The 15,398-nt window shown below is 59.9% G+C and carries 26 protein-coding genes; 1 reads left to right on the plus strand and 25 read right to left on the minus strand.

Annotated elements, in window-relative coordinates:
* Positions 1–78: 78 nt before the first annotated feature.
* From secY to V6K60_RS09765, 25 genes are all read right to left on the minus strand, one after another.
* Positions 79–1,512, minus strand: a complete 1,434-nt coding sequence (gene secY / locus V6K60_RS09645) for a preprotein translocase subunit SecY (RefSeq protein ID WP_332450310.1) — start codon at positions 1,510–1,512, stop codon at positions 79–81.
* Between the two features lie 20 nt (positions 1,513–1,532).
* A complete protein-coding gene (locus tag V6K60_RS09650; protein ID WP_332450311.1) occupies positions 1,533–1,958 on the minus strand; it encodes an uL15m family ribosomal protein in 426 nt (141 codons plus the stop codon).
* Positions 1,959–1,963: 5 nt separating this feature from the next.
* Positions 1,964–2,425 carry a 50S ribosomal protein L30 gene (locus V6K60_RS09655; RefSeq protein WP_332450312.1) on the minus strand — a complete coding sequence of 154 codons (462 nt, stop codon included), beginning with the start codon at positions 2,423–2,425 and terminating at the stop codon, positions 1,964–1,966.
* Entirely contained in the window at positions 2,425–3,042 is a 618-nt protein-coding gene (locus tag V6K60_RS09660; RefSeq protein ID WP_332450313.1) for a 30S ribosomal protein S5, read from the minus strand. Before V6K60_RS09660 ends, V6K60_RS09655 begins: the two co-directional genes overlap by 1 nt.
* A gap of 1 nt (position 3,043) precedes the next feature.
* A complete protein-coding gene (locus V6K60_RS09665) occupies positions 3,044–3,571 on the minus strand; it encodes a 50S ribosomal protein L18 (protein WP_332450314.1) in 528 nt (175 codons plus the stop codon).
* On the minus strand, positions 3,571–4,023 hold the full coding sequence (locus V6K60_RS09670) for a 50S ribosomal protein L19e (protein WP_332450315.1): 453 nt from the start codon (positions 4,021–4,023) through the stop codon (positions 3,571–3,573). Before V6K60_RS09670 ends, V6K60_RS09665 begins: the two co-directional genes overlap by 1 nt.
* Entirely contained in the window at positions 4,016–4,444 is a 429-nt protein-coding gene (locus tag V6K60_RS09675; protein WP_332450316.1) for a 50S ribosomal protein L32e, read from the minus strand. The genes V6K60_RS09670 and V6K60_RS09675 overlap by 8 nt, the downstream gene beginning before the upstream one ends.
* A gap of 5 nt (positions 4,445–4,449) precedes the next feature.
* Entirely contained in the window at positions 4,450–4,974 is a 525-nt protein-coding gene (locus tag V6K60_RS09680; protein WP_332450317.1) for a 50S ribosomal protein L6, read from the minus strand.
* Positions 4,975–4,987: 13 nt separating this feature from the next.
* On the minus strand, positions 4,988–5,380 hold the full coding sequence (locus tag V6K60_RS09685; RefSeq protein ID WP_332450318.1) for a 30S ribosomal protein S8: 393 nt from the start codon (positions 5,378–5,380) through the stop codon (positions 4,988–4,990).
* A 13-nt stretch (positions 5,381–5,393) separates the two neighbouring features.
* Complete coding sequence (locus V6K60_RS09690) at positions 5,394–5,573, minus strand: 30S ribosomal protein S14 (protein WP_332450319.1); 180 nt, start codon at positions 5,571–5,573, stop codon at positions 5,394–5,396.
* A 3-nt stretch (positions 5,574–5,576) separates the two neighbouring features.
* A complete protein-coding gene (locus V6K60_RS09695) occupies positions 5,577–6,080 on the minus strand; it encodes a 50S ribosomal protein L5 (RefSeq protein WP_332450320.1) in 504 nt (167 codons plus the stop codon).
* Positions 6,077–6,805: a 30S ribosomal protein S4e gene (locus V6K60_RS09700; protein ID WP_332450321.1), complete on the minus strand. Its 729-nt coding sequence runs from the start codon at positions 6,803–6,805 to the stop codon at positions 6,077–6,079. Before V6K60_RS09700 ends, V6K60_RS09695 begins: the two co-directional genes overlap by 4 nt.
* Positions 6,805–7,170 carry a 50S ribosomal protein L24 gene (gene rplX / locus V6K60_RS09705; protein ID WP_332450322.1) on the minus strand — a complete coding sequence of 122 codons (366 nt, stop codon included), beginning with the start codon at positions 7,168–7,170 and terminating at the stop codon, positions 6,805–6,807. Before rplX ends, V6K60_RS09700 begins: the two co-directional genes overlap by 1 nt.
* Before the next feature lie 14 nt (positions 7,171–7,184).
* Complete coding sequence (gene rpl14p, locus V6K60_RS09710; RefSeq protein ID WP_332450323.1) at positions 7,185–7,583, minus strand: 50S ribosomal protein L14; 399 nt, start codon at positions 7,581–7,583, stop codon at positions 7,185–7,187.
* Positions 7,580–7,906, minus strand: a complete 327-nt coding sequence (locus tag V6K60_RS09715; protein ID WP_332450324.1) for a 30S ribosomal protein S17 — start codon at positions 7,904–7,906, stop codon at positions 7,580–7,582. Before V6K60_RS09715 ends, rpl14p begins: the two co-directional genes overlap by 4 nt.
* Before the next feature lie 13 nt (positions 7,907–7,919).
* Positions 7,920–8,192, minus strand: a complete 273-nt coding sequence (locus V6K60_RS09720; protein WP_332450325.1) for a ribonuclease P protein component 1 — start codon at positions 8,190–8,192, stop codon at positions 7,920–7,922.
* Positions 8,189–8,392: a 50S ribosomal protein L29 gene (rpmC, locus tag V6K60_RS09725; protein WP_292382422.1), complete on the minus strand. Its 204-nt coding sequence runs from the start codon at positions 8,390–8,392 to the stop codon at positions 8,189–8,191. The genes V6K60_RS09720 and rpmC overlap by 4 nt, the downstream gene beginning before the upstream one ends.
* Positions 8,393–9,094, minus strand: coding sequence for a 30S ribosomal protein S3 (locus tag V6K60_RS09730; RefSeq protein WP_332450326.1), 702 nt, complete (start codon positions 9,092–9,094; stop codon positions 8,393–8,395).
* A complete protein-coding gene (locus tag V6K60_RS09735) occupies positions 9,094–9,555 on the minus strand; it encodes a 50S ribosomal protein L22 (RefSeq protein WP_332450327.1) in 462 nt (153 codons plus the stop codon). The genes V6K60_RS09730 and V6K60_RS09735 overlap by 1 nt, the downstream gene beginning before the upstream one ends.
* A gap of 5 nt (positions 9,556–9,560) precedes the next feature.
* Entirely contained in the window at positions 9,561–9,974 is a 414-nt protein-coding gene (locus V6K60_RS09740) for a 30S ribosomal protein S19 (RefSeq protein WP_332450328.1), read from the minus strand.
* 9 nt (positions 9,975–9,983) lie between these two features.
* Positions 9,984–10,703, minus strand: coding sequence for a 50S ribosomal protein L2 (locus tag V6K60_RS09745; RefSeq protein ID WP_332450329.1), 720 nt, complete (start codon positions 10,701–10,703; stop codon positions 9,984–9,986).
* Between the two features lie 12 nt (positions 10,704–10,715).
* The gene (locus V6K60_RS09750; protein ID WP_332450330.1) at positions 10,716–10,964 is read right to left on the minus strand and encodes a 50S ribosomal protein L23; all 249 of its coding nucleotides are present in this window, start codon (positions 10,962–10,964) and stop codon (positions 10,716–10,718) included.
* Positions 10,961–11,710 (minus strand): 50S ribosomal protein L4, encoded by a 750-nt coding sequence (gene rpl4p, locus V6K60_RS09755; RefSeq protein ID WP_332450331.1) that lies wholly within the window; start codon positions 11,708–11,710, stop codon positions 10,961–10,963. The genes V6K60_RS09750 and rpl4p overlap by 4 nt, the downstream gene beginning before the upstream one ends.
* A 6-nt stretch (positions 11,711–11,716) precedes the next feature.
* Positions 11,717–12,730 carry a 50S ribosomal protein L3 gene (locus V6K60_RS09760; protein ID WP_332450332.1) on the minus strand — a complete coding sequence of 338 codons (1,014 nt, stop codon included), beginning with the start codon at positions 12,728–12,730 and terminating at the stop codon, positions 11,717–11,719.
* 813 nt (positions 12,731–13,543) lie between these two features.
* Positions 13,544–13,948: a Tfx family DNA-binding protein gene (locus V6K60_RS09765; protein ID WP_332450333.1), complete on the minus strand. Its 405-nt coding sequence runs from the start codon at positions 13,946–13,948 to the stop codon at positions 13,544–13,546.
* Between the two features lie 141 nt (positions 13,949–14,089).
* Here V6K60_RS09765 and V6K60_RS09770 point away from each other — a divergent pair, with 141 nt between their 5' ends.
* On the plus strand, positions 14,090–14,932 hold the full coding sequence (locus tag V6K60_RS09770) for a F420-dependent methylenetetrahydromethanopterin dehydrogenase (RefSeq protein ID WP_332450334.1): 843 nt from the start codon (positions 14,090–14,092) through the stop codon (positions 14,930–14,932).
* Positions 14,933–15,398: the final 466 nt, after the last annotated feature.

Raw genomic sequence — 15,398 nt, forward strand, 5'->3', positions numbered from 1 at the left:
TCCCGGTCGAAAAAGGTGCTGATGCACCTTTTTCTCCCAGAATGACTCCTCCGGCCCCGCCCAGCGGGGCCTACGGACTCATTCTTTTCCAAAGAATCCCCGCATGAACGGGTACATCTCCATGATCTGCTGGCTTGCGACCTCCTCATAGAGGCGGTAGGTGATACTCACCGCAAGCAGCAATCCAGTCCCTCCGACCGCACCGACGACACCGAAGAGGTTCGCGACGACCGAGAGGAGCCCGATAAACACACCGCCGATGATGGTGATCCGCGGGATGTACCGGTCGAGGTATTTCTCAAGCACCTGCGCATTCCGGCGGTACCCGGGGATCTGCATCCCGCTTCTCTGGATCTGCCGCGCCACGTCCTTTGAATCGAGCCCTGCGGTCTTGACCCAGAAGAGCGCGAAGATCGCACCTCCGATCACCATCACGCCGATATCGATGCCCATCCGGATCATGATCTCCCAGGGAGCGTGCCCGAGGTCGGAGAGCCACCACATCCAGTCCTGTGGCTGGTTGATCGGGGCAATGAACCACATCAGGCCGTTTATCGGCATCTGTCCCTGGAACTCGCCGAAGATGGTTATCCCGGCGTTGGAGAGGAACATTCCGATCATCTGGATGTTCGCCTGCAGCACCCGGACCAGGATCATCGGCAGAACGCTCGCATAGATGATCTTCACCGGGAAACGCGCACGAGCACCGCGAACAGCGGTATGCGCAAGCGGGATCTCGATACGGGTCGATTCCACATAGACGATGACCATGAAGATGGCAATCGTCGTGACGAGGGCAAGCAGGTCCGTGCCGAAGTACTGGAGGAAGTCCGCCCCCGACGTCGCCACGGCGAAGAGTCGCGGGAAGAATCCTATCGGGAAGGGGTCGGTGCCAGTCTGCCAGTTCAGGAAGCCGTTCACGAGACCCTGGGATACTCCTGCAACGATGAAGAGCCCCACGCCTGAGCCGACACCCCACTTGGTGACGACCTCGTCCATCAGCACCACCAGCAGGCCGCCGAGGCAGAGCTGCAGGAAGATCAGGAGCGAGACCGCGAACAGATTCCCGCCGAAGAACTGCGTTGCCACTGATGGGTCGGGCAGCATCAGCCCGCTCGCGACCATGGGGAGGGCTTCGACGATGATCATCACGAAGATGAGCATCTTCTGCAGGCCCATGTACATGACCTGACCACGTGCTTCGCTGGTGTCGATCTGCAGGATTCCGGCGCCCTTGAGCAGCTGCAGCACGATCGACGCGGTGACGATCGGCCCGATACCGAGGTGCAGAAGCGAACCGCTTGCACCGGCAAGCAGGGCGCGGTACATTCCGAAGATATCCTGTGACTGTGCAGAGAGTCCAAAGATATCGATATTAGTCAATGCGAAGTAGAGAAGCAGAATCGCAACCGTCCACGTCAGTTTATTCTTGAAGTGGACGTGCCCCTCCGGACTTCGGACTGCAGGCATCGCTGCAAGGATGGGTTCAAATCTATCCAGCAGATCTCCCATGGTTTCACCTAAAAAGAAGATCAGGCAGTCGTAGCCTGACCGCCCATCTCCTCAATCTTTGCCCGGGCTCGTTCTGAAAACTCCCGGGCGGAGATACTCATCTTGTGGGTGACTCTTCCGCCACCGAGTACTTTCTCGATACCGATCTCAGTGGCATCGAGGGTGATGAGATCACCCTCCTGGGTGGCAAGCCCCTCACGGAGGAGTGCCTCGGCCATCTGGTCGATCTCGCCGATATCAAGAGCAGATACCGGCACAGAGGTCTTGTTGACGAACCCGTGCTTACCGTTGGATATCTCACCCTTCAGGTAGAAGTGGGAGAAGCGGTGGTCACGCTGCCCGGCTCTACCCCGTCCACCCCTGTTGCCGGCGCCACGCCGGTTCTTATGCGTACCGCCGCCACAGGTCCGTGAACCCCGATATTTAGTTCTCTTGTTTACGGGCATCTCTCTCACCTCATCTTGTAGAGGAGATCGTTGATCTCGGGCCCATAGTAGCCAAGAGCCCCACCCTGCTGAAAGGTTCGCTTGATTGTTTTATAGCCCTTTCGTGGAGGGTGCAGTCTGAGCACCGGCTTTATCTCAGCCAGATCACGGAAACTGGCCTCACCGTTGCAGAGCGCCGTTGCGAACTCGTCGATATCGGCATACGGGGTATGCGCACGGACGTATTCGTCGTTCAGTCGCACGTCCCCGGTCAGTCTGCCCCGGGTGCGCAGGAGGATGGCCAGAGTCTCTCCGGTCACCTCACCGTACGCCACGAAGTCCTTGACCTTGCGAATCATGCCGAGGTATGCGGGCGTATCGGGCACGAGGACGCAGTGGTTGACATGATGCAGACGGAGCATCTTTAAGGTGTCCTTGATCTCGCGGTTGGTGTTGACCACGCCGCGCACCTGCACTACCGCGTACATCACTCTTTCCCTCCGATCCGGACGATGTTCGTCTGCTTGAGTGCCTCAAACGTCGCCTTGGCGTAGTTGATGGTCGTCCGGGTCTGCCCCCGGTTGAACGCCCAGACATCCTTGATGCCTGCAAGCGTCAGGACCTTCTTCGGGATATCCCCGGTCACGAGGCCGATGCCCTGCGGGGCAGGCTTCAGCGTCACCCGGACGCTGCCTGCCTTGCCGGTAACCTCGATGGGGATCGAGTGGGCGGTGTCACAACCGCACTCCCAGCTCCCGCACCCCCGGGAAACCTTGACGAGATTCTGTTTTGCGTTTGCGATCGCTTTCTGGATCGCGTTGCCGACCTGAACATCCTTGCCCTGGCCGAACCCAACGTAGCCGTTCCTGTTGCCGACTACCACGACGGTGCGGAACTTTACACGGCGACCCGAGTCCGTCATCCGCTGAACCATGTTGATGTCCAGCACCTCGTCCTCCAGGTCGGGCAGGAGGAGATCGACGATCTGGGGCTCCTTGATCGGCCTGCCGCTTGCGAGCACCTCATCGATACTGGTGATCTCGCCTGCGGCAACCATGCGCCCGAGACCGGTGAGCGGAATCCATTCTTCCTGTACGTATGCCATGTCACACCAGCTCCTTCTTGATGGCCTGAGCCACAGCCTCTACATTTGCCACCAGGTTGCCCGCCTTCTCAGGGGCATACCCGGCGATATGGGCACCTTTGAGCCGCTCCTCATCGGGGAGGATCGATTCGCCATAGGGTACGTCAAGACCGCCGTCCACTGCCCCTTTGAGAGCAGCAAAGACGCGCGCGCCGGGTTTCGCCCGGGCGAGCCCGATATCCAGGATCCCCTCTTCATACCCCGCGTTCAATGCCTTGACCGCAAACAGCATCCCGGTCAGGTAGGCTGCCGGGGTGCTGGAGGTCGATCCCTCGTAGCCATAATCGGTAAGCTCAGCCGAATATGCGGCCACCAGGGTGCGGTCTCCCTCAATCTCGGGGACGACCAGCTGCACGATGATCTGACGGTTCGTCTTTCGGACGACCATCCTCGGGCTTCCTGACGAGAGGAGCGACATCCGCTTGTAGTAATCAGTCTTGCCCTCGTGCCTTCTCCGGAAGGGCACGAAGTATCTTGGGCCGGTTGCCATTATTTCATCCTCCCTGCCATCGTCTCAACATGAGCCGCAAGGTGCGACACGCTCCGGAACTGACCCCCGGAAGCCCGCCGATACATCACGCGGTAGAGACTCCGCTCGATTGTTCCTTCGTCACGCATCTCGCGTAACGTGCGACGCTGCGCCCGGATCTTGCGTATCCAAGCCCTTTTGGTCGATCCGCGAGCACCTGCAGCGCCTCTCCTCCGCCCGGGTCCTTTCCGGTGACCGTAGGAACGCTTTGCCATCCGCGCCCGTGCCCTGCCCCGGCTGTTCCCCTTGACGGGGTGCGCCTTGATGACCCCTTCTCCGATGAGCTCGCGCAGGTCGTTTCGGGAGATGGCCGCCTCGATGTCAGCCTGGCGCTCAGGATCGAACCAGACACGGTTGGCACCGCACTTGAGAATGGCGGCTGCCATTCGCCTCTGGCTGGCAAGATCACTCATCTTCGTTCACCTCTTCCTCGCTTTCCGCAGTCACGGCCGCGGGGGTAAGATCCTTTGCATTCAGCACCTTCAGCCCCAGTTCCAGTGCCCGTGCCTGAATCTCTCCACGCTTTCTGTTCCCTACGGACCCGCCGATCCGGACAGCCTGTACCTCCGGGTTCAGTCCCGCAAGCTCTGCCGGTGTAAAGACCCGGACCTCCTCATAGCCGCTCGGGTGCATGCCACGGATTGCAACGGGGCTCCCGTATCCCGGCCGGGGAAGAGCGCCTTTTGCGCTGAACTGCCGCCTCTGTTTGTTGTGCAGGCCGCGCGGACGCCGCCAGACATCGGCCAGTTTCGATTTGCGGTGAAGTCCCCGCCTCTTGAAGGCAGGCTTGTTGTGCCGGGTGCGGGCACGGATCAATCTTCTTGTCTCATCCATGCTCTTCACGCCCTCTCAGTGATGTAAACGCCGTCCTGGAACACACGGGGATCACGCTTCGTGACCCTGGTCGCGTGCTCGATGTTTGCGGCCGTATTCCCTACTTTCTCCCTGTCGATACCGGTGAGGGTCACTTCGTCGTTTCCGATCTTGACGGTGACGCCCTCAATGATCTTCGCTACCCGGGGTTGTTTCTCGCCAAGGAAGTTGTTGATCTCGAGAAGGTTACCCTGCTGCTTGAGCTGGATCGGGAAGTGGCTGTAGACCACCTTCATGCGATACTCGTAGCCTTCGGAAACGCCCCGGATCATGCTCTTTGCCAGCGCCTCAAGCGTGCCGCTCATGGCGAGGAACCGCTTCTTGTCGGATGCCGTGGCGACGACGACTTCGCCGCCCTCGACCGTGACATTGATCTGCGGGAAGCGCATGTCACGAGCCAGCGTGCCCTTCGGTCCCGAGACCGTGAGCATGCTCCCCTCGAGCGTGACATTCACACCAGGAGGGATCTCGATCTGTCGTGTTATTCCCATACTCTTCCCTCCTTTAGTAGACGTATCCCAGCAGTTGCCCGCCGATACCCTCGCCCCGAGCCTCCGCGTGGGAGATGACTCCTTTCGAGGTAGAGACGATCAGGATACCGAAGTTCTTTGCGGGGAGGTACTGCGACTCCCAGTATTCCATATCAGCCATTGCCACCGGGAACCGGGGGGTGATGGCGCCACACTTATTGATCGTTCCGGAAAGCTGGACCCGGAACTGGCCGCCGCGACCGTCGTCGATGAACTCGAAGCTGCCGATAAAGCCGTTTTCCTGCATAACGCGGAGCATTGCACCGAGGAGCTTGCTGGCGGGTTCGATAATAACCTCGTTCTTTCCAGCGTCGCCGGCATTCTTGATCGTGCTCATCGCGTCAGCGATTGGATTCAGTCGTGCCATGTTCTCTCAACCTCTAGTTCATCTTCTTAAAGCCCATCTTCCCTGCCCATTCGCGGAAGCACTGGCGGCAGAAGTAGATGCCGTATTTACGCACAAGGCCTTGTTTCCGGCCGCATATGCGGCACTCGTTTGCACCACGGCCGAACTTCTTCATGTTCTCGCCCGCTGAAGGTGCGCCTGACTCATCTGCCATTCTTTACACCTCCACCTGGTAGTGCTCGCGCATGAACGCAATGGCTTCCTCTTTGTTCACTTTCTGGTCAGCCGGCAGCTTCCTGCGCTCGACGGCCCGTCGTGCAATCCGAACGCCTTTGCGCTCGAGCACAACGTTGACGTCCATGCCGTAGATGCCGATTGTCGGGTCGTATGACATGCCCGGGAAGTCGGTGTGCTCCTCGATACCGAAGGAGACGTTGCCGGTCTGGTCGAACTGCGAGGGTGCGAGCTGCCGCTCGATGATGGCAAGCGCGGTCGTGATGAACTTCTCGGCGCTCTCACGGCGCAGGGTGACCTTGCACCCGATGGGTGCGCCCTTCCGGATACCGAACGCGGGCTGGGTCCGCTTTGCGATGGTGCGGACGGACTTCTGGCCGGTGATCTTTCTCATGAGATCCTCGGCCTTGACCAGCCGTTCACCGCTCTCTCCGACGCCCATATGCACGACAACCTTGTCGATGTAGATATCCTTCATCGCGCTCATGCCAGTGCCTCCAGTTCAGGTGCAATCGCGGAGCGGCCGACCATGAAGACGTACTCCTCGATGGTCTCAAACCGGGTTCCGGTCGAGTCGTCTGCGAGGATGACGCGGTTTGGGACGGAACTTGCGGTCTTGATGATCTCGACGATCCTGCCGACCTTTCCGGAGTGCTTTCCGCCGACGATGGTGGCCACGTTCCCTTCTCCGAAGGGGAAGTGATCGACAATCCGGAACCGGTCATCACCCTCGACGCCAAGGGTCACGACGATGGAGTCTTTTGCCCTGTAGGTGTTGTCGGCGAGGATGTTCGCACCGAACGCAAGGTTCAACTGAACCTTGCCGCCCTTGACCGTGGTCTTATTCCGGATCTTGCAGAGCCGGGTCTTCGCGGACTCTGCCGGGATCTCGACGGCGATCAGGTTACCCCGCATGTCGAGCTGAATGCGGTAGTGCTTCCCGAGCTTCGGGATCGAGACGATATCGAAGACGCCGAGGCCCATCTGCGGGTCCCTGCAGGCCCGCCCGTTGACGATGATGTCACGCTGGTGCAGGATCTTCCGAACCTCGCTCGCGTTCTGGGCAAGACCAATGTGCTCGCGGAGCCAGACGCCGACCGGTAGAGCACCGGCATTGTGGGGGCCCGGAGCGGTCTTCATGACGAATTTCTGCACTTTTTTGGGGATATGCCAGGATTCCGGCGCTACCAGCCGCTTGAGATAGTTGGACATTATGCTCCGCCTCCGAGTCTCTCCTCACGTAGTTTGTCTTTCAGGTTGAGCTTCGTGATCTGCACGTTCGAGGGATCGACAGGCCGGGGAACCTCGGTTCCGTCCGACTTCGTCACCATCACGCCGTGCACGACCAGCCGGCACATCTTCATATCAACCGCATCGACGACGCCTTCGTCGCCGGCAAAGTCTCCACGGAGCACCTTGACGGTGTCGCCCTTGATCACACGGGTTCTCCGGGTGCTGTACTTGCCGCGGAGCTCGGGGGCAAGCGATGCGGAGAGGAACCGGCCCCGGGTGTGGTTCGGTGCGTTGTAGCGCGCCTTACGCTGTTTTCTCGGTTGTTTGCTTACTATGCGTACCATTTCTTCACCACACCTTAGACGATAATCGTCGCCATGGAGGCGATCTTCGGGAACCGCTCCGCGATCTCGCGGGGGACGGCACCCTTGATCTCCGTTCCCTTCGGCTCGCCGCGCTCATTGATGAGCACCATGGCGTTGTCCTCGAACGAGAGCCGGATGCCGTTCGGGCGGCGGATCTCCTTCTTCTGCCGGATGACCACCGCTTTCTCAAGTTTCCTCCGCATATCGGGGGTGCCTTTCTTGACGCTCACGGTCGCGATGTCGCCGACGCCCATGCAGGGCTGCCGCCGCCGGACACCGTGGTAGCCGTCGACCGAGACGATCTCCACGAGTCGTGCGCCGGTGTTGTCGGAGCAGACCATCTGGGAGCCGGTGGCGAGGGCGCGCGGAATGGTCGACTGCATCGCCTTCATTCCTTCATCACCTCGACCACCACGAAGTTCTTGGTCTTTGAGAGCGGTCTGCACTCCGCGATTCGGACCACGTCGCCCACGCCTGCGTTGATGCAGGGCGTGCTGTGGGCGTGGTACCGGGATCTGCGCTTCTCATACCGCTTGTATTTCTTGACGTAGTGGAGGAACTCACGCTCCACGACGACGCTACCGTTCATACGGTCGCTCACGACTTTGCCGGTAATCACCTGGCCGCGTACCGGCAAACTGCCGTGAAACGGACAATTTACGTCCTCACATTCCGTTTCCGGAAGGGGGACGTCCAACCCAATGTTTCGTGCCATTATTCAGCCTCGTTTATCTGATGCGCATATTTATCCGCCGTTCCGGCTGCACTTCAAGGCTCGAACCGTCCAGATCGACGGTCGTGCCATCCGGGAGCCGGATGCGGAATATGCTGCACCGCTTTGGTATCCGCGTCTCTCCTCGCCCGGTCAAGATGACCAGGGTGTTTCTGGTCTCATCGATGATGCGACCGGACACCCCGGCATGACCCGGGTTGCTCGCGCGGGCGACCAGAACGTCCAGGCCGATCAGTTCGTGCCGCAGGACGTTCTGGGGAGAGATCATGCGTTCCTCCGCGCGTTCTGTTCTGTCCGGATGCGCGCGATAGTCCTCCTGACCTCACGAATCCTCCCGGGGTTCTCGGTGGCACCGCCGGCACTGACTTTCCCCCGCTCCTGGATCAGTTCGAGGGAGAGTTTCTGCTCCTGCTCAAGGAGTTCGACATCGGAGAGTTGTTTTACTTCCCGTGCGCGAAAGATTGCCATTTACCTCTCCTCCGTGTATTCCTCACCGGAGATATCCTCGAACTCTTCCTCGAAGACCTCTTCGCCGACCTCTTCGGTCTCGATGGGCTCGGCCGGGGCCTTCTTCACGGGCTCAAGGACATCGAAGGTGTCGGGCAGCCGGGCATCCGGCGGGACAATCTTGACCTGAACCCCGATGGTCCCGAGTTTCTTGATCGCAAGCGCGTAGCCCTTCTCGACGATCGTCTCGCTGGGCTCACCACAGTGCTTGACGTACCCCTCGGTGAACTTCTGGGTCCGTGACCGGGCACCCGTCAGCTTCCCGGCAATGACGACCTCGCAGCCGAGCGCACCGGACTCCATCACCCGGCGAATCGTGCTCTGGCCCGCCTTCCGGAAGTACCAGCCGCGTTCAAGCGCGTTTGCCAGCCGCTCCGCCATGATCTGGGCGTTGAAGTTGGGGTTCTGGACCTGCTGGACCTCCACCTGCGGAGACTCGATATCGTAGGTGGTGGCGAGGTCCTGAGTGAGCTGGCGGACCTGCTTGCCGCCCTTCCCGATCACGATACCGGGCTTCTCCGCAAAGATGGTCACCTGGGTGCCGAGCGGCGTCCGGGTGATGTCCATGCCGCCGTATCCTGCCCGCTTGAGCTCCTTCGTGAGGAACTGCTCGACCCGGACGTTGCGCACGCCGTCAGTGATAAATTTCTTCTCGATTGCCATTACGCCACCTCGGTCACAACGATCTCGATGTTCACGGTCTCCCTGCGCTTCGGGGTGGCGCGACCCATCGCGCGCGGGAAGAATGCCCGGAGGCCACGGCCGGCGTTCGCGGCAACGTGGTCGATCCGGAGTTTACCGGTATCAAGGCCAATGTACTCGGCGTTCTTCTCGACAGACTCAAGCAGCCGGATGTAGGCCTCTGCGGCCTTGACCGGGTACCGGCCTGCCGCCCACTTCTGAAGGCCGCGCTTGTGCGCGACGTTCCGGTTGAACCGCTTGAAGGGGATAGCCTTCTTCAACTCCACCACGTCGGCAAGGTATGCCCTTGCTTCGGTGGTGGTCATCTTCCGGATGAACCTGGCAATCTCGATCGAGTGCTTGGGAGAGACAGGAAGTTCGTTCGCTTTTGCGCGAGCGACGTTCTCGCCCTTGATCTGTGCTGAATATTCTGTTCTTGCCATAGCCATCACTTCAGCGGTACGTATTTACTCGACCGGGTTGCACCGATACCGGCGCTGCCGTGGGAAACCCTTCTGCGGGTCAGTGCAAACTCTCCAAGGTAGTGGAAGACCGCCTCAGGCTGAATCTCCACTTTCTGGAACTCCTTCCCGTTATGGATCTCGATCGTCTTGCCGACCATCTCGGGCAGGACGACCATGTCGCGCAGGTGGGTGCGGACCTTCCCGTCTCCCGACCGGAGATCGGCGAGGAGTTTCTCGTGTTCCCGGGAGAGACCGCGGTCAAACTTCCTCCGTGCCCGGGCCGGCATGATCGGCATCAACTCGGAGAGAGCCATCTGCTGCAGATCGTCCATGGAATGGCCGCGATAGGTGAACTCCTCACGCCGCCGCGGCATTCGCTTCTGTGTCTTCTTTGCCATGATTCACCCTCACTTCTTCCACTTGCCGGTTCTCCGGGCGGCAATATGCCCTACCTTTCGCCCTGGGGGCGTCCCATGGGATACGGTCTTCGGCCGGCCGCAGTGCTGGTGGCCACCGCCACCGAATGGGTGGTCGATGACGTTCATGCAGACACCCTTGACGCGGGGCCATCTCTCGGAGGAGGACCTGACGTGGAAAGCCTTCTTTCCTGCCTTGACGAACGGTTTTTCTCCCCGTCCGCCGCCGGCAACGATACCGACGGTTGCCATGCAGGCACCGTTGAACCACTTGTTCTTGCCGCTCGGCATCCGAACACCGACTCTGCCGTCATCGGCCTTGCCGATGACGAGGGCCTGGACGCCGCTCGAGCGGACAAATTTACCGCCGTCGTTGGGCCTGGCTTCAATGTTGCAGACGTATGCGCCGACCGGGACCTCGCTGAGCGGCAGGGTGTTTCCGTTCTTCACCACGCCACCCGTGCCCCAGGAGACCGCATCCCCGACACCGAGTCCTTCAGTGGCAAGGATGTAGACCTTCTGGCCGTCCTCGAGCCGGGCGAGAGCGATCGGCGCGTGACGGGCCGGATCATGCTCGATGTCGATGACGACCGCGGAGGTCAGGACGTCGGTCTTCCCCATGTGCCGCAGTTCGGCCTTATACCGGTGCGACGGTGCACGGTAGGACGGGCCGCCTTTCCCGCGGCTCTGTGCTATAATTCGATGTGCCATTCGTCACTCACCTCACATTATTCCCAGCCGGCTGAGGATCTCTTCAGCCGCTTTCATGTCAGCAAACTTTACGATGGCCTTCTTTTCGCCTTTCATGGTCATCAGTGTGCGGACAGAGGTCACTTCCTGTTCAAAGGCAGACTCCAACTCGCGCTTGATATCCGACTTCGTGGCATTCCTCTGCACGATAAACTGGAGTTTGCTCTCGCCTTCAAGCATCATCGTTGCCTTTTCAGTAACGAATGGATATTTCAACATCATGAGAACTCCTCCAGTCTCCGGATTGCAGACTCGGTCCAGATCGTCAGGCGTCCTGCCTGCGTGCCGGGTGCCAGCAGTTCGGTGTTCAGCTGGTTGACCGCCACGGCATCGACGCCGGCAAGGTTCCTGGCTGCCCGGAGCGGTTCGTTCCCGGTGACGATGAGGACGCTCTTGCGCTGCTTGTAACGGCGGCCACGCATGGTACCGCGTCCCGCACGGACCTTCCTGCTACCCTTCGCCCGCTCGACGTCGGCATAGACACCAAGCGCAGTGAGTGCCGCAATGATCTCGCCTGTCCGGGTGATCTCCTCGAACCGGTCCTCGAAGACCAGCGGGAGGTCGCCCTCAAAGAGGTGCCCGCGTTCCCGGGCGAGGTCCTGGTAGGTGCTGGCTGCGACGGCGGACCGGAAGGCCTTGCGCTTCTCTTTCCGGTTGATCTCCTTGACCAGGATCTTTGCGACCTTCGGGGGGTGCGCTGCACGACCACCGGTTGCCTGCGGCACCCGTGCCACCTTGCTGCCGTTCTTCAGACGGGGAACCTGAGCGACACCCCGGCCGCTACCCCACGACTCTGCCGAGGTGCGGAGGCCGGCATAGGGGTCAGTTCCATGTGGCTGGAACCGGGTGCTCTGGAGCGCGAGGACAGCCCGCTTAATCAGGTCGGGCCTGTACTCTTCATTAAAGATTTCCGGGAGATCGATCTCGTGGGCGATCTCGCCTGTCAGTGTTCGAACCTGTGCCTTCATCGCTGCTCACCCCTGCTGACTCTGCGCGCTGACGAAACTGATCGTCGGCGTGCGGACGGTGTGTTCACCCTGCCGTATTGCGGACCGTATCCGGACCAGCCGCTTGTTCGGTCCCGGGACGGAGCCCTTGATCAAGACGTAGGGGCCGCGCACAAGGCCGTAGTGGAGGAATCCGCCTGCCGGCGTTATGTCGGCGCCGTCGGTGCCGACCTTTAAGATGCGCTTATTGAACTCAGTGCGCTGCTGGTAGCCCATCTGGCCCATCTGGGGCACCTGCCACCGAACATGGTGCGGATGCCACGGACCGAGGTTGCCGATGTGGCGCTTCTTGCCGCCGCGGGAGTGCTTCCGCTTCCGGACCTGGACGCCCCAGCGCTTGACGGGGCCTTCGGTGCCCTTACCGGTGGTAACGGCGGTCACGTCGACGTATTCGCCGACCTCGAGGTTGCCGGAGATTGAAATCTCTTTTCCAAGAATTCCGGCGGCGTAGGCGATCTGCTCGTCAAGGTTTCCGCCGGCGATCCGCATCTCCATAAGGTCGGGGACCTTCTTCGGGACACCGGTGAGTTCCATAGGCCGGGTGTAGGCCAGAGCGTAGAGTTCCGCAACCTTGCCTTCACCGATTGCATTCCTGATGGCATCGAGGGCGGCAGCGGTGTCGTGGTTCTTCGGGACGTTGATGCGACGGGACAACTCCTCGTCGAGGTCGGTCGTCCAGGCCTCGGTCAGCGCGTGCTTTCCGTAGGTATCCTCGCTGTATGCGCGCACCCCTGCCACCCGCATGGGCGGGACCTCAACCACGGTCACCGGCACCATTACGTCCTTGCCTTCGGTGGGACTGCTCTTATGGTCGTCCACCATGATGACGTGGGTCATCCCCACTTTGTACCCTGCAAACCCCTGCACAGCCGGGGATCCCACGTACTCCGGCCATGAACCGTAGCGGGGAACCGGGCTCTTCGCCCGTTTTCTCGGGCTGTACGCGAGGGATCCTCTGCGTGGCCTGTGTAAATTCGGCATGTTTCAATCAACCCTTCGTGCATTGTAGTGCGATACATCGCTCTCTAGAGCGACGCCGAATTCCATGCCGGACGAGCCGGCACGATCGGTCTTCTGACGAACCCGTTGATTCGGGGCAGGACATCGAACACCCCGGTGAAAACACCAGGGTGCGAAGGGAAACAGTTGATGGAGGCGGCGGAGATCACGAGGGCGAAAGACATGCGTCTCCGCGTATCCCGATCGCTCATCTCCGCTGCCAGCCCGGGCGGTGCACCGGGCATGGGTCCAGTCTTCGCCAATAGATCCTGACTCTTTGACGCTTCCGGGAAGAGATTCCCCGAAACCGGGCGCGCTGCACTGCGTTGGCCCAACGTCTCGATCAGATCCAGCTCCTGTCATCCCGTTGTGACGAGCACAACTCCGTATCGACATCGCCCTCCATGAGGAGGGTTCGATCGTTGCTTTTTCTGGTACCCTCTACACCACCCCGCCGCGAGCCCCTGAACCACATATGTTGCGGAACCGGAGCGATCCCGGGAATCGAAGGCACATACGGTGCCAACTGCCCCCGGGATCCTGACGGGATAGTGGAGAGCGGTTTCTTAAACATTAAAGAAAATAGGATATAAGCCTTGCTATCCTATTTCCCGGAAATCCACGTAAAAAGGATATCTGCCAGAGGTGCGGCATCAATTCGTTGAACTGAACGACTGGATAGGTGAACGAAGGGCTGCGAGGGCACCACTCATACGCAGGCAACCGGAAGACCCGCTGCTCGCAGGACTCCCGGCATGGCCGCACCAGCACGAGCGCGCGCATCGAGAGACTGCATCACCCGAAGTACAGGTCGCCGTCCTCGTTTATGTAGATCTCGACCGGGTCGCGGACCTGCCTGCCCCTGAACCGATCGGGGTTGGCATCCCTGAGCCGGTTAATGAGCGAGATCGTGTCGTACTTGACTTTTACCCCCATTTTTTCAGCCTCCGCATAGATGACCTCGGGTGCCTTGAGCAGGTCGAGGCCGCCCGGAAGCGTGCAGAGGTGTGCCGCATCGAGGGTATAGAGGAACTCGAGCGTCTCACGTGCGCGCGAGATGTTCTCGACGGCGGCCTTCTCGATGGTGCAGACGTTTGCCTTCGAGGTATGGATGATCTCGGCGATCTGTTGTTGCGTCAGCCCTTTCTTCCGGTAGCGTAGCACTTCTTTCTGGCGATCGGTAAGCAGACCCTGTTTCATCACATATATATATAATCACATATAATTTAAACACTTCCCCTTAACCTTCGCCACCCCGGCGAGGGGTTTCGGGCCATTTCAAAACGTTTATATGAGAACTTGGCGATACTATCGTGTTCTCAAATTTTGAGAGGTGTTAAAGTGGTTGTTAAAGTAGGAATTGCGAAACTGGGAAATATTGCCAGTGGTGTAATGGGCGAACTCCTTCTCGATGAGCGCGCCGACCGTGAAGATATCATCACCTTCATGGCGACCTCCGGCACGAAACTGCAGCCTGAGGATATCGACCGCGTCGTCAGCAACATGAAGGCATGGGGCCCCGACTTCTGTATCGTCGTCTCCCCGAACGGCGTCCTCCCCGGACCCGCAAAGGCCCGCGAGGACCTTGCAGCGGCAGGAATTCCCTGTATCGTCATCACCGACGATGTCACCACCAAGAAGGAGCAGTTTGACGCGCTCAAGGCGAGCACCTTCGGCTACATCATCATGAAGGCCGACGCCATGATCGGCGCCCGCCGTGAGTTCCTCGACCCCATCGAGATGGCAGACTACAACGGAAACCTCGTCAAGGTCCTCGCTATCACCGGCGCGTTCCGGAAGATGCAGCAGGAACTCGACAAGGTGATCGACCAGGTCAAGGCAGGCAAGAAGGGCGCGGACCTCGCTCTCCCGAAGGTCGTCATGACCTCCGACAAGGCAGTCGAAGGTGAGTTCACCAACCCCTACGCGCTCGCGAAGGCCCGCGCGGCCTACGAGATCGCGCAGGCGGTCGCGGGCGTCAACGTCAAGGGCTGCTTCATGACGAAGGAGTGGGAGAAGTACATCCCGATCGTTACGAGCGCTCACGAGATGATGCGCCAGGCGATGCACCTCTGCGAGGAAGCACGTGAACTCGAGAAGGGCATGGACGCGGTCATCAGGAAGCCCCACAAGAAGACCGGCGAGATCGTCTCGAAGACTGCGCTCATCAGCAAGCCCGAGTAAACTCAATACCATTTCTTTTTTCGAATTTGTAGACTTCGTTGCCTGGTAGAGGGCATGCTGTTTGTCTTCGCCGGTAAGCGGGGGGTATCGCGGTCTTCAGGGACCATCTCCATATCGGTGCCTGACATGAAGCGCGACGGACCAAGGGGCTGGAGCATGAGCACCGCTATGTGCGAGTCGCGACGGTTCAGAGCGCGATGGTTCATAAGAACCGGAGCGTAAGGCGCGATGGTTCATAAGAACCGGAACATGAGATACCCAGAGGGTTTCGAGTGCTGGCAACAACGCAACTGAAATAAAACCCCGTGCAGTGGACTGTGGGACTATCGGCCCAGGGGCGGGGGCAGTGCGTGGCGATATCACCTCGAAAACCGTGCCAGTGTGGTCGCAGAAAAGTGGCAGATGCAGAAAACGAGAAGCAATTCGCGAGCAGTGGCCTTCTCAAACGCCTTCCCTCTTCGAGAAG

Source organism: Methanoculleus sp. (assembly GCF_036677455.1).
GTDB lineage: Archaea > Halobacteriota > Methanomicrobia > Methanomicrobiales > Methanoculleaceae > Methanoculleus.